The organism is Sorangium sp. So ce726 (assembly GCF_051521405.1).
Taxonomy (GTDB): Bacteria; Myxococcota_A; Polyangia; order Polyangiales; family Polyangiaceae; genus Sorangium.
The window spans coordinates 4598108-4611493 of record NZ_CP150349.1 but is presented as its reverse complement, the minus strand read 5'-3'; the positions used below and the strand labels follow the sequence as shown (position 1 = coordinate 4611493).

The window sequence follows — 13386 nt, the reverse complement described above, 5'->3', positions numbered from 1 at the left end:
TACGGCTCTGGTCCCGTTGCCCTGGGTGCTCCGCGGGAGGCCTGCTCTGCCCGGGGTTGCTCGGGATGGCTCAGCGGACGTGGATGTCCGGCTTCGGCGCCGCGGCCATCCCCTCCCCGATATGGAAGCTCGGGTGAGGCGGCTGGTTGTAGGCGCCGTTTTGCCACGAGATGGCCACGCGGTACTGCGGATCGTGCATCAGGGTGTAGATCCGGTTCGTCGCGACCTGGTTCGTCGTGAAGATGCGTATGGAATCGCCGCAGCGGAAGATCACCTCTTCACGCCAGTCGCCCAGGAGGTCGGCGCTGAGCGTCGGCGTGCTCTTCGTGCCGTTGTTCGAGGTACACCCGGCGGCCGTGAAGTTCGCCCCCGCGCCGTCGACCTGGCGGATGCCGTTGCCGTCGAGGAGCTCGCGGCTCAGGTCCGCGTCCCACCAGATGAGGAAGTTGCTCGACGAGGGGCGGTTCCCGACGCCATCGCCGTCCGAGCCGCGCAGCAGCTCGCTGTTGTTGACCCACGCCTCGCTGCCGGGGCTGCGCGGATCGACGTCCGCGGCCACACCGCGGCCAGGGCCCTCCTCGCCGCCGTTGCCTGGCCCCTTCCATAGGACCTCGCACGTGCGGGCGTCGCGCATGGCGTAGGCGGGCGACTCGCTGCCCTCGTACGGCTGGAACACCTCGAGACCAGGGCGCGACGGGATGTGATCCGTGACGTGCAGCGCGTCGCCGTGAGCGTAGTAGTCCACCGCGCAGAGGCCCTTGCCGTCGTTGTCGAACGTGGCGCCCCCGTTGATGATCTCCTGCTGCGGGTCGTCGTCCACGTTCGCGACGCTGATGGAGTGGCAGCCCTTGCCGCCGAACGCCTCGTTGGCGCGGCTCGAGCTGGAGTCGAACGTCCAGAGGTTCGAGAGCGCGCCGTCGCGGTAGTTCCAGGCCGAGAGCGTGGTGCGCGCGTAATAGCCGCGCCCGAACACCACGCTCGGGCGCCCCGTGTCGTCGAGGAACGCGATGGTGCCGACGAAGCGGTCGACGCGGTTGCCGTAGCACTCGTTGTTGCCCCAGCTGCACGGGTCGCTGCGCCCGACCTTGAACTCGGTCGTGGCGAGCTCCGCGCCGGTGTCGCCGGCAAAGACCGTGAGATACTCCGGGCCGGTGAGGATATAGCCGTCGTTGTTGCGGTAATCCTTGGAATCGTCATCGCCGGCCGCCGGCCCCTTGCTCAGGTACTCGCCCCGCCCATCGCGCGTCCCCGGCGCCGTCTTGACGGCCACCTCCGCCTTCCCGTCGCCGTCGAGATCGTACACGAGGAACGGCGAGTAGTGCGCTCCGGCCCGGATGTTCACGCCGAGATCGATGCGCCAGAGCCGCTTGCCGTCGAGCGAGTAAGCGTCGAGGTAGGTCTTGCCGGTGCGGCCGGCCTTCGAGTTGTCCTGGAGGTTCGACGGATCCCATTTGAGGATGATCTCGTACTGCCCGTCCCCGTCCACGTCTCCCACGCTGCCATCGCCGCTCGAGTAGGTGTAGCCGTCGCCTGCGGGCGGCGGTGTCGTCGGGATGGACAGGTATCCATCCTTCCACACGGGCGCGGACTCCGACTCGCCTTGCTCGACGCCGCCGACGACGGGGCGAACGGTGTAGACCGAGCTCGGAGAGCCGTCGCGGTCCACGAGGTTCGTGGAGTCCGTGAGCGGCGCGCCGTTGACCTTGGTTCCGTCGCGGTAGACGTTGAACGCGATGTCGTCGGGGTCGTAGCCGAACAGGCGAAAGCCCACGTACGTGCCGCCGTCCGTGGGCACGGCCACGACGCCGCGGTCGAGGTCTTCCATCTGCGCGAACCCCGTGGGCCCGCCGGCGCCGGCGCCGCCGCCCGAGCCGCCGCTGCCGGTCGCGGCGCTGGTCCCAGCGCCGCCGCTGCCGGACGCAGCGCTGGTGCCCGCGCCGGTGCCGCCGCCGCTGCCGCTGCTGTTGCCGCTGCCGCTGGACGCCGTGCCGGTCGCGCCGCCGCCCGTCCCGGCGCCCTCCCCGCCGGCGCCGTCCGCGCCGGTTCCGGTATCACCGCTCGATCCGCATGCCAGGTGAGCGGCAGCGAGCGAAAAGCAAATCAAGAAAATAGGTCGTCTCATGCATACCTCGCGCGGCCCCTCATCGTCCGGTCGGCAGCTCGCCTCCCGGCCGTGAGCGGAATGGTGGCCTCGTTCCTCACCCAGGTTGTGAGAACAGGCCGAAGTCAGTCACAAGAATTGCGCGGGACGCATGATTATCGATGCATTGAAATTTTCCCGCCCCATACCTCCGCGAGGACAGCGGGCTCGACTGGCCCGAGCCCCTTCAGGGCAGCAGGTGCTCGCGTTCGAACCTGCTCGCCGCGAGGACAGTTGGGATGGGGATGCTGTCGTGGAGGGACGTGGAGGCGCTCGCGGCGCTCCTAGCCCTGCCGAGCGACCGTGAGGACGCGGAACGTCTCGTCGGCGGCGGCGCCCGGCTTGCGCCGGGTGCCCCACCCGACCGCGGCCCGGTAGCTCCCGAGCAGCCCGGACGCCTCGAGCTGTCCCTCGTTCACCGCGACCGGCCGCTCCGCCTCCGGGGCCACGTAGAGCGCGTCCACCGGGCAGTAGGCCTCGCACATGAAGCACGTCTGGCAGTCGCCCTGCCGCGCGATGACCGGCGCGCCGCCCGGGACGCGGTCGAACACGTCGGTGGGGCAGACATCGACGCAGAGATCGCACCCGATGCACCGGGCATCGCTGACGAGCTCGATCATGGCGCGTGCACCTCCGCCGCGGCCGTGGCCGCGCCGATCGACGCCGGCGCGGGCGACTCGGGGCGCACCCACACGTGGTCGAGGCCGCCCGTGATCAGCCGCCGCTGCTGCGCCGGATCGAGCCCGGGATGGTCCTTGTGCTTGTGCATGCCGCGCGTCTCGGTGCGCGCGCGCGCCGCGTTGAACATCCAGCGCGCGGTGGCCACCATCGCGGCGCTCTCCCGCGCCCGCACGGCCTCGCGCACCGCCGCCCCGGGCCAGGCCTGCCGCACCTCCCGCCACAGCCCATCGAGCCTGTCGAGCGAGGCAGCGAGCCCCCGCGCGGTGCGGAAGAGGTTCTTGTCGTACGGGAACACCTCGTCTTGCACCGACCGGATCACCCCCTCCGCGTCGAGCGGCCTCGTCCCGCCCGCCGCCGGGAGCGCTGCGCGGCCAGCCCCCTCGACGACCCGCCGGCCGGCGCGCAGGCCGACGCTGCGCGCGAACAGGGCAGCTCCCTCGCCGGCCCACTGGCCCGAGGAGATGGCCCACGCGGCGTTGTGGCTGCCGCCGCCCGTGAATCCGCCGCAGATGAGCTCTCGCGTCGCGGCGTCTCCGGCGGCGTAGAGCCCCGGCGCCGACGTGGCGCAGCCGTGGCTGGTGATGCGGATCCCGCCCGTGCCGCGCACGGTGCCCTCGAGCCGCAGCGTGACAGGGAACCGCTGCCGGAAGGGGTCGATGCCGGCGCGATCGAAGGGCAGGAAGAAGTTCGGCTGGGCCGTGCGCATCCACGCCTGGAGCGCCTCGTCGGCCTTGTCGAGCTGGGCGTAAACCGGCTGCGTGAGGAGGGTCTCCGCGATCACGGACCGGCCGCGCTGCGAGCCGGCCCCCTCGATGACGCGCCCGTCCTCGTAATAGAACGTCGCCCAGTTGTAGAAGAGGGTCTTGGTGACCGACGCGAAGGCCGGGGCGATCGCGTAGGCGTTGGAGAACTCCATCCCTGACATCTCGGCGCCCGCCTCGGCGGCCATCAGCCCTCCGTCGCCGGTGAGGACGTTGGTGCCGAGCGCCTTGCTCAGGAAGGCGCAGCCGCCGGTGGCGATGACCACGGCCCCGGCCCGCACGACCCACCTGTGCCCGAGCTGCCGGCAGATGCCGGTCGCCCCGGCGACCACGCCGTTCGCGTCGACGAGGAGCTCGATCGCGGGGCTGTGGTCGAGGATGCGGACGCCCGCGAGCTTCACCCGCTTGCGCATGAGGCGCATGTACTCGGGGCCTTGCAGGCTGCGGCGGACGGGCTGCCCGCTGTCGTCGACCGGAAACGGATAACCCCAGCCCGCGAGGTCGTTCACGCTGGCCCACGTCTTGTCGAGCACGCGGTCCATCCAGCCCCGGTCCGCGAGGAAGCCGCCCAGCCCCTCTCGGCTGGCCTTGGCCGCCTCGCGCATCTCGGGGACCGGGGGCACGTACCACACGCCGACCCCCGACGGCGCCGTGGCGCCGCTGCTGCCGCAATACCCTTTGTCGGCGAGCACGACGCGCGCGCCCTTCGCCGCCGCGGCGAGCGCGGCCCACGTCCCGGCGGGCCCGCCGCCCAGCACCAGGACGTCGGCCTCCAGCGCCAGCGTGTCGCTCCCGTCGAGGACGCGTCCGACCTCGCCCTCAGGCTCCAGTTCCTCGCTCATGATGGGAAGGCTCCCTTGTTCAGGCCAGCTGCCTTATCCGCCCCCTTTCACTGCAATTGCAGCCGACATGCCATGGCCAGTTTCCCAGCGTCGATCCGGCGGGCGGCTCCCTCGTTGCTGGAGAGGCACCAGGGGCTGCTGCCGAGGTGCTGCTCCGGGCGCACCTCCGCGGGACCTCGCGTGCGCCGGGGCCGCCTCGGCCCGGCTACTGCAGCTGGAAACCCATCGCCAGGAGCGCCGCGCGCAGCCGGTCGCGCCCGCGAAGCGCCTGGGCCGACTCGACGCGAGCAGCCGAGTGGCGGCTCCAGCTCCCCTGCACGCCCATGCGCTCCTTTGTGTAGAAGCGCTCCATGAGCTGGTCGTAGGCGTCGAGCGCGCCCACGCTTCGCTCGAACGCGCCGTAGTGCTCGCGGTGCAGGACGACCTCTTGCGGGAGCCGCGGCTTGATGCTCGCCGGGGTGGCCGCGTCGGGCCAGCCCACGCAAAGGCCGAACGTCGCGAACACCTGGGGTGGCAAGCCGAGCTCGGCCGCGACCGCTTCAGGGTGGTTCCGCAGCGCGCCGATATAGACCGTGCCGAGGCCGAGCGACTCGGCCGTGACGAGCGCGTTCTGCGCGGCGAGCGCCGCGTCGACCACCGCCATGACGAACATCTCGAGGTAATCGAGCCCCTCGTGCCCCACGCCGCGGTGCTTCGCGAGCTCGCCGAGCCGCCGCAGATCGGCGAGCCAGACCAAAAACAGCCCGCAATCGCGGACGTGCGCCTGGCCGCCGGCGAGCTCCGAAAGGCGCCGCCGCCGCTCGGCGTCCTGCACCGAGAGCACGCTCCAGAGCTGCAGGTTCGAGGAGCTCGGCGCCGACTGCGCCGCGGCCACGAGCAGCTCGAGCGTGCCCTCCGGGAGCGGCTTCGGCGCGTAACGCCGCACCGAGCGATGCCCGAGCAGCGCCTCGATCACCTCGTTCCACTGCGCGAAGCGGGGCGCCGGTCCCTCGCTGCCGTACCGCTCGCCGAAATACCCCAAGCCGCGATCACTCATCGTTCTGCTCCTTGCCATCCTTGCAATCGATCGTCTCTCGCAGCGCGGGACGTACTCCCCTGCCGCAATGCCAGGCCGTTCGTTGCGCGCCTCGTGCCGCGAGCGCACAGCGCGACGGTCCCGGGGAGCCGCGCCAGCCAGGCCAATATCCGTTATAACGGACAAGTCATCCGTCAGAAAGAGCAAAACCGCTGTGCTCGCCAGGTGAGAGGAACCCCGTGTTGGCGCGGGGCCGCTTGCGGTGCGCCGATCGTGGCCCAACGCCAGAAGTATGAAGATTTCCACTATAGCCATATCCGGACTCGGCCTCGCGGCGCTGGCGACGGGGTGTGGCAAGGAGGAACGTGCGCTCGCGGAGGAGCGCCCGGCACAGCCCGCCATGGTCGAGCGGCAGCCCGTCGAGCCGCCGCTCGTGGCGACCGAGGTGCCCGTGCCTGGCGATCTGCCGGCGTTCGTCGTCACCGGGCCTCTCGGCGCGTGCCCGCGGATGGTGTTCCTTCACGGCATGTGCGGGCACGGGCTGGGCTATGTGCAGGCCTTCGCGAGGGCGGCGCGGGAGCACGGGGGGGTGCTCGGGCTCCAGGGCAACGTGCGCTGCGGCGCCGGCGGGGTGTTCAGCAAGTACTCGTCCGACGCCGGGGAGCAGGACGGCCGGATCCGGAGCGCGCTGGCGGCGTGCGGCGGCGAGGCGAAGGATCTCGTGGTCATCGGCTACTCGCAAGGGGCCTATCTCGCGGAGCGGCTCGCGGAGCGGTGGCCGGAGCGGTACTCGCGGCTGGTGCTCCTCGGCGCGCCCACGACGCCCTCGGCCGCGCGCCTCCGGGACATCCGGGGAGCGGTGATGATCAGCGGCGAGCGCGACGCGACGTACCGCATGAAGGAGGGCGCGAGCGGGCTCCTCGCCGCCAGGATACCGGCGGTCTACCGGGAGATGCCCGGCGCGCACCACGGAGCGCTGCCGGACGCCGAGCGGGTCATGGACGAAGCGCTCGACTGGCTTGACGAGAACGCGCGGCCCCGCCCCTGACATGGGCCCGGCGCGCGTATGTTATGGAGCGCGTGTAGGATGGTCGAGCGCGCGCCCTCCGAGGCGCCGCGGGGTGTGTCAGGCAAGGAGAGCAGCCGTGGAGAGAAAAAACTATCCTGCGCTGGGTGATCCGGTGGGTCCGTACGTTCATGCCGTCGAGCACAACGGCTTTCTGTTCCTTTCAGGGCTGACGGCCTTCGGCTCGCCCGCTCAGAAGGGCAGTGTGTCCGAGCAGGCAGAGGCGATCTTCTCCCAGATCGCGAGCATCGCGCGCGCCGAACAGGTCGGCCTGGACGCGATAGCCAAGGTGACGATCTTCGTCACGAGCCTCGACGATATCGTGGCGCTGAGAGAGACCCTGTTTCGAATCTATGGAACCGCGCTGCCGGCGAGCTCCCTGGTCCGTGTCGCCGGGCTCTTCTCCCCTGATCTGAAGATCGAGGTGGAGGCCGTGCTCGCCGTCTCTTGAGCGCTTGACCGGCGGCGCGAGCAGGGATCACACCGCGGGCGCCGCGCCTGCCGCGCGGGAGCACCCCTCGACGTCCTCCCAGAACGTCGGGTACGTCTTCGCGACGCAGGCCGGATCCTCGATGGTGATCCCTGGCCGGCAGAGCCCCAGGATCGCGAAGCTCATCGCCATGCGGTGGTCGCTGTAGCTGCGCACGAGCGCGGGCGTCAGCGGCCGAGGCTCGATGCGGAGCCAGTCGTCGCCGTGGGTCACCTCCTGGCCCAGGCGGCGGAGCTCCGCGACCGTGGCGGCGAGGCGGTCCGTCTCCTTGATCCGGATGTTCGCCACGTTCCGGATCGTCGTCGGCCCCTCGAGGAGCGGTGCGATAGCCGCCAGCGTCATCACCGTGTCCGAGATGTGGTGCATATCGACGTCGATGCCGCGCAGGCGCCCGTCGCTGCGCACGGTGGTCGCATCGGCCTGCCGGCTCACGCGCGCGCCGGCCTGCTCCAGGAGCTCGACGAACCGGTAGTCCCCTTGCAACGCCCCCTCGGCGAGGCCAGGCACGGTGATGGCGCCGCCCGCGGCCGCGGCGAGCGCGAACGGATAGCTCGCGGACGACGCGTCCGGCTCGATCGGGTACGCCCGCGGGCGGTACCCCGCGGCGGGATGGACCGTGAACCCACCCGCCGCCTCGTCGATGCGACCGCCGAAATCCGCGACCATGCGCCGCGTGATCTCGACGTAGGGGCGACTGACCAGCTCGCCGGCCACGCGCAGGTCGATGGCGGCCTCTGCGAAGGGGCCTGCCATCATCACCGCCGAGAAGTACTGGCTGGAGCGATCGCCGCGCATCGTCAGCGTGCCGCCCTTCAGCTGGCCGCCCCGGATCCGGAGCGGCGGGCACCCGGTCGCGCACTCCACGTCCGCCCCGAGCTGCCTCAGGCCGTCGACCAGATCGGCGATCGGCCGCTTGGCCATGTGCTCATCGCCGACCAGCACCACCTCACCCGGCACGAGGCACGCGAGAGCCGCCAGGAACCGCACCGTGGTGCCGCTGTTCCCGACGAACAGCTCGCGCCCCGGCGCGCGCAGCCGGCGCCGCCCTCCCTTCACCACCAGCGTGTGCGGCCCGGCGTCCTCGATCCCGATCCCCAGCGCTTCCAGGGCGGACCGCATGTGCCGCGTGTCGTCGCTGTGGAGCACCCCCTCCAGCGTGCTCTCGCCGTCGGCGAGCGCGGCCAGCACGAGCGCGCGGTTCGTGATGCTCTTCGAGCCAGGGACACGCCAGATCAGATCAGGCGGCGACGACAGCGGGGTGATGGGCAGGGGACCGGCAGGGATCATGAGGGCGGCGGACTATAGCGGGGCGCATCTTCGTGCGCCACGGGCTCATCGCGTCGCTCGACGGAGCCCGGAACACACGAATCTGCGCGGCGTCGCGCCGCCGCCGCCGCCGCCGCACCTCACTGCGGCGCGTACGCCTGGAACTGGCCGCCCACGTGCAGCAGCGCCATGAAATACAGCATGCCGTCGTAGTAGCGGTACTGCCCGCTCGGGGGATCGAGGTCCCAGAGCGCCTGGACGAAATCGGCGGACCGCGGGTTGGTGGCCGCCAGGCTGGCGACCGCGTTCGTGGCGACGAGCCCCGAGGAGTGGTCGGCGCCCAGCTCCTCGCCGTCGAGGGAGAACTGGTTCCCGTACTCCGCTCCTTGCGCCTCGAAGAACGCCTGGATCCGATCGCTGAGCTCCTGCTGGCGCTCATCCTTCGCCCACCACGCCCAGTCGACGGACCAGTTCATCGCGGTGCGCCACGCGTCGAAGCGGAAGTCCACGGACTCGGGCTTCCACGACGCCGCCTTGGGCGTGCCGTCGAAATTCGCGTAATCGGGCGTGAGCCCCGTCTCCGGGTGAGCCGCGAGGTGGAAGTAGTCACGGCTCACCTCGGCCGCCTCGCTCCAGAAGGCGCGGTCCGCCTCCGGACCGTACTTGGCCCAGATCTCGTAGAAGGCCGGCAGGTGATACGACGGATCGGTGTGATCCCCATTGGTCTCGAAGTTTCCCGTGTCCGGCGTGAAGCGGATCTGGTGGTTGTCGGTGTTGAAGAGCGTCGACCCGGTCGTCGTGCGCGTCTCCCCGTTCCCGAAGGACTCCCCGGTGATGTCCGGTCGGTTCTTCATCAGGTCGAGCAAGCGATCCGCTTCCGCCCGGTAATTGTAGATGCCCTCACCATTGCCCCAGCGCCCCGACGCGAAATAGAGCGCCGTCGCGAAGTACTCCTCTCCGTCCGGAGCCGGCATCTCGTCCAACGGGGTGCCGTCGAAATTCATCTGCCACGAGAAATACCCGTACGCCGGGTGCGTCTCGTCGGCGTGGAACATGTAGGTCTTCGCCCAGTTCCAGAGCGCGTTGAACTCCGCCTGATGATCGGTCTGGACGGCGATCATCATGCCGTAGCTCATGCCCTCCGAGCGCACGTCCTCGCTCGCGACGTCGCGGATCTGCGCGAGCGGGCCGTTGTCGTTCTCCTCCTGCGCGAAATAGACGGCCTCTTCGGCCGGATCACCCTTGAAGAGATGGTCCCAGGCGGCCGCGATCTTGGCATTCACCTCGTCCTGCGTGCGCCCGTTCTCGACGAAGAGGTTGCGGTATTCCCCCGTATCGACAGCCCCGTTCCCGCCAGGCGTCGACGCGCCGCCCCCACCGTCGCCGCCCCCGCCCCCGCTCCCGCCTCCGCCGTCGGCAGAGCCGCCGGTCCCCCCTGCCCCGCCCGTGCCCGAGGACACGCTCCCTGCACCGCCGGAGCCACCGTCGTCATCCCCGCACGCGACGGCCGCCAGGAGCAGACCCACCGAGAGAAACCGCAGCGAATTCCGATTCATAAGATAGACCTCCTGATGACGAAGCCCAGCGTGATCCCCGCGGGATCGGGCACCGTTCAGGCCGCCTCGCCGTGCATGACACGCCATGATCCGACGCGCGCAACAGCGCCGCGGCTTGGTTGCGAACACCCCAGCTCAGGACGAACGCGGTTTGACAGGTATGCTCACTACCGCACACGCGAGAGCGCCCGGGGCGCCACGTGATGAACAGTGACTATGGAATAATAGGCGTTCGCTGTAAAGACAATTCACACACCGCTTTCCTCGCCCCAATCGCCGACGGCTGCCCACGACATGGTCGCGGTCGATCGCGCCAGGCCAAACCGACCCGTCCGATCGAGCGCAATGACGCCCCCGGTGATGTCGAGGCGCTCCGCCAGGTGCGCGATGATCCCACTCGCCGCATCGACCGCGCCGATGCCCGCGCGCATCCGCTCCACGGCCGAGTGCGCCACAACGAGCCGGATCATCCCCTCGCCGTGGCCGGTCGTCGACACGGCCCCGGCCTCGTCGTCAGCGTACGTCCCTGCCCCGATGAGGGGCGAGTCCCCCACCCGCCCGACCCGCTTGTTGACCGTGCCGCCCGTGCTCGTCGCCGCGGCGGTGAGCCCGCCCTCGTCGAGCGCCACCGCGCCGACCGTGTTGCCCGCCCAGGAGGTCGCGCGGATACCTTGCTGGGCCGCTGCGAGCGCCTCCCGGGCCGCCTCCGTGATGAGCGCGGCCTCGCCCACGGGCGTGAACCCCTTCATCCGCGCGAACCGCGCGGCGCCGTGCGCGGCGTACAGCACGTGCCGGCCGTCCTCCAGCGCCGCGCGCGCGATCGCGATCGGCTCGGCGAACTCCGCGAGCGCGCAGACCGCGCCGGCCCTGAGCCCGCGGCCCTCCATGATCGACGCGTCGAGCTCGATGTGGCCCTCCTCGTTCAGGCACGCGCCCGTGCCCGCGTTGAAGAGCGGATCGTCCTCGAGGACGCGCACCGCGCGCTCGACCGCGTCGAGCGCGCTCCCTCCCTCGGAGAGCACGCGCGCTCCCTCGCGCGCCGCGCGGAGACACCCCGCCGCATGCAGCGGCCGCCGCTCCGGAGCGACGTTGCCCGCGCCGCCGTGGACCAGGACGGTGCGCCGCCCGCCGCGCCCGCCCAGAGAATGGATGACGTGCTTCACGATCGTGGCACCCTACCGCGGCGCGCGCCCGGAGGTCCACGCCCACCCGACGCTCACTCGGGCGGGAGCGCGCTCCGCTTGGCCTTGAGATCGTAGGCCATGCCGCACGGCAGCGCCGCGACCACCGGCGCGACGCTGAGCTCTCCGGCGACGAGGTCCTCGCACCGCGACCCCGCCGTGGGCACGAACTCGAAGGACATCGTCGCCTTGAACGCCGCGACGTCATCCCCTCTGCCGCCGAGCTGCCCGAGCGCCCGGTCGCGGCGCTCGACGGAGCACGGCGGCCCCGGCGGCGCGTCGCCGGCGCGCATGTCCACCACCACGCGCCCGTCGATCGAGAAGCTCAGCTGGTCGTCGTCGATGACGCCTTCGATCACGCTGGCGCCGTTGTTCCAGTACAGGGCGTCGTCGCCGCGCGCGAGCTCGACGTCGAACTCCCACAGGCGCTTCGCGCCGAGCGCCCCCTCCCCGCACGTGTTCGCCGTCTGCGTCCCGACCACGTGGAACGCGCCGAGCGCGGTCCCCCGCTCCGGCGCCTCCTGATCCCCGAAGACGTCGGCGCACGCTGAAAGCAAGGGCAACGCCGGCAGCAGCGCGAGCAGCAGCATCCGCATCGAGCCCGCGTACCAGACAGGCACGGCGCAGGACAAAAAAGCGCTCGCAGGCAATGGAAATAAAAACGGGTCGGGTGCTTCGTTCGCACCCGACCCGTCCCGTGGGCCTCTACCGGAGGCCTTCTGGACCCCGCTTGATCCCGCCTGTGCGGCGCCCCCCCTGTCCCAGCGCGACGAGCGTTCGGCCCCGGAGCACCGGTGAGAATCGTTGCCGGAAGACCTGAGTCTTCCTCGATTCCCTCTCTGCCGGCCTCGCGGAGGTCGCGATGGCAGTCAACAGGTTATCGAGCGCCGGACCTGGCCGAGCGCGGAAGCGTTGTGCAAGGCCCCGATGACCCTGCGTCCACGCTCCACGAGGGTCAGCCGTTCCCAGCCTCCGGTATAGAAGAGCCACTGGTACTGTGCATGGTGTCCATCCCTCCTCCGGCTTGCCGGCACCCCGCGCCGGATCGAAAGAGATCGTCCGGCATGGCAAGGGTGTTCGATTGCGGATCAGCGGAGAGCCCGCCGATCTGGTGTCGACCCCAGCACCGTGGTGCTCCACGGCAGGACCATCCTGGAGCTGATGCTCCGTCCGGGGCCGAGGACCAGCCTATCACCGCTGTTCAGGCGAGCAAGGGGCTCACGCACCGAAACATCGAAAGCGATTCTCTTCCATTCCATCCATGTCCACGCGCGGTCCCACCGCTCCCACCGCGTCTCGCAGCGCAGCCGGGCAGGCGTCGATCGACGTGGCACACGGCACACGACACACGGCACGCGACCAGGCAGGCGTCACCCGGAGGAGCAGCCAGGCAGGGCGAGGTGGAAGGCGCATCTCCGCAGGACGAGGCGCAGCGCGCTCCGGCGAGACGACGTGCCGGACGCACGCGCGCAGCCGCCGGAACAGGTCCGGTGGAACAACGGCGAGGACGTCGCGCGGCGGGCCAGCGCGCGCTGACCTCCGCCGCTGGCGCCGACCTCCGCCGCTGGCGCCGCAGCGCGACGTGAGCCGCGCGCCCGTCAGACGTGTGCGAACCAGCTCGCCTCCTCACCCTCCGGCAGCGCCGTGGCGAGGACCGCGAGCATCGCTTCGATCTCTTCCTTCGTATGGACGCCGCTGCGCAGGATGGCCGCGGGGCCGTCGCCCCCAGGCACCACGACCGACTCCACGGCGAGCGCGGTGTTGACTCCATAGCCGTAGGACGCCAGCGTCACGACCGCGGTGGCTTCCCGATCGTCGAGCAGCCTCCGGATCGTCAGCGTGCGGCGCACGCGCTCGCTGTCCTCGGCCCACGACGCGAGCCACGCGCGTGCCGCCTCGTCGAGGCCGACGAGCACGAGCTGCGCGGGAGGCAGCGCGTCAGGATCGGCCGCGGCGACGGCGGCGCGGTGGAAGCCCCGCACCTCCCGGCACCAGAGCGGCGGCGCACCGTCGACCCGCACGAGAAAGCCGTAGGGGCCACGGGCCCCCTCTCGCTCCGAGCCCCCCGAAGAAGCAGAAGAGAAACTGTCGTTCGACACGAAGGGAGACGATACACGAGCTCTGCTCGGCGGAGGAAGCCCGCTCAATTGCGCAGCACGTCGAGCCGACACAGCTCCGCCCCGGTCACACCGGTTACACGCACGTTACACGCACACCACCTGGGTACGCTCGCCGATGCCCATGGCGCCCACAACGAGAGCGCCACACTCCTGGGATTTCGGCTAAGGTGGCCCCGCCTCCCCCGTGGAGCCCGTCCGGGACGGGGTGCGTCCTGCACCTACGGCGTCGCCCCACCCGACGGGCTCCAGCCCGCAGCGGCGGGTCGGG

The 13386-nt window shown here is 70.9% G+C and carries 11 protein-coding genes; 2 read left to right on the top strand and 9 right to left on the bottom strand.

The window, feature by feature from the left end; translation table 11 throughout:
* Positions 1-70: 70 nt before the first annotated feature.
* The 4 genes from WME79_RS17180 to WME79_RS17165 all read right to left on the bottom strand — a co-directional run bounded on the left by WME79_RS17180 (position 71) and on the right by WME79_RS17165 (position 5460).
* The gene (locus WME79_RS17180; protein ID WP_437536799.1) at positions 71-2122 is read right to left on the bottom strand and encodes a rhamnogalacturonan lyase; all 2052 of its coding nucleotides are present in this window, start codon (positions 2120-2122) and stop codon (positions 71-73) included.
* A gap of 302 nt (positions 2123-2424) precedes the next feature.
* On the bottom strand, positions 2425-2760 hold the full coding sequence (locus WME79_RS17175) for a 4Fe-4S binding protein (protein WP_437536796.1): 336 nt from the start codon (positions 2758-2760) through the stop codon (positions 2425-2427).
* The gene (locus WME79_RS17170; protein ID WP_437536793.1) at positions 2757-4424 is read right to left on the bottom strand and encodes an FAD-dependent oxidoreductase; all 1668 of its coding nucleotides are present in this window, start codon (positions 4422-4424) and stop codon (positions 2757-2759) included. Before WME79_RS17170 ends, WME79_RS17175 begins: the two co-directional genes overlap by 4 nt.
* A gap of 205 nt (positions 4425-4629) precedes the next feature.
* Positions 4630-5460 (bottom strand): NADPH-dependent oxidoreductase, encoded by an 831-nt coding sequence (locus WME79_RS17165; RefSeq protein WP_437536791.1) that lies wholly within the window; start codon positions 5458-5460, stop codon positions 4630-4632.
* A 271-nt stretch (positions 5461-5731) separates the two neighbouring features.
* Here WME79_RS17165 and WME79_RS17160 point away from each other — a divergent pair, with 271 nt between their 5' ends.
* The gene (locus WME79_RS17160; RefSeq protein ID WP_437536788.1) at positions 5732-6487 is read left to right on the top strand and encodes an alpha/beta hydrolase; all 756 of its coding nucleotides are present in this window, start codon (positions 5732-5734) and stop codon (positions 6485-6487) included.
* Between the two features lie 97 nt (positions 6488-6584).
* Positions 6585-6956, top strand: a complete 372-nt coding sequence (locus WME79_RS17155; protein WP_437536785.1) for a RidA family protein — start codon at positions 6585-6587, stop codon at positions 6954-6956.
* Positions 6957-6983: 27 nt separating this feature from the next.
* Here WME79_RS17155 and aroA read toward each other — a convergent pair whose 3' ends face one another.
* The 5 genes from aroA to WME79_RS17130 all read right to left on the bottom strand — a co-directional run bounded on the left by aroA (position 6984) and on the right by WME79_RS17130 (position 13019).
* Positions 6984-8282 (bottom strand): 3-phosphoshikimate 1-carboxyvinyltransferase, encoded by a 1299-nt coding sequence (aroA, locus tag WME79_RS17150; protein WP_437536782.1) that lies wholly within the window; start codon positions 8280-8282, stop codon positions 6984-6986.
* Between the two features lie 119 nt (positions 8283-8401).
* Positions 8402-9817 (bottom strand): glycosyl hydrolase family 8, encoded by a 1416-nt coding sequence (locus tag WME79_RS17145; protein WP_437536780.1) that lies wholly within the window; start codon positions 9815-9817, stop codon positions 8402-8404.
* Positions 9818-10065: 248 nt separating this feature from the next.
* Positions 10066-10980 carry an isoaspartyl peptidase/L-asparaginase gene (locus WME79_RS17140; protein WP_437536777.1) on the bottom strand — a complete coding sequence of 305 codons (915 nt, stop codon included), beginning with the start codon at positions 10978-10980 and terminating at the stop codon, positions 10066-10068.
* A 53-nt stretch (positions 10981-11033) separates the two neighbouring features.
* Entirely contained in the window at positions 11034-11594 is a 561-nt protein-coding gene (locus WME79_RS17135) for a hypothetical protein (RefSeq protein WP_437536774.1), read from the bottom strand.
* A 1002-nt stretch (positions 11595-12596) separates the two neighbouring features.
* Complete coding sequence (locus WME79_RS17130) at positions 12597-13019, bottom strand: hypothetical protein (RefSeq protein WP_437536773.1); 423 nt, start codon at positions 13017-13019, stop codon at positions 12597-12599.
* Between the last annotated feature and the right edge of the window lie 367 nt (positions 13020-13386).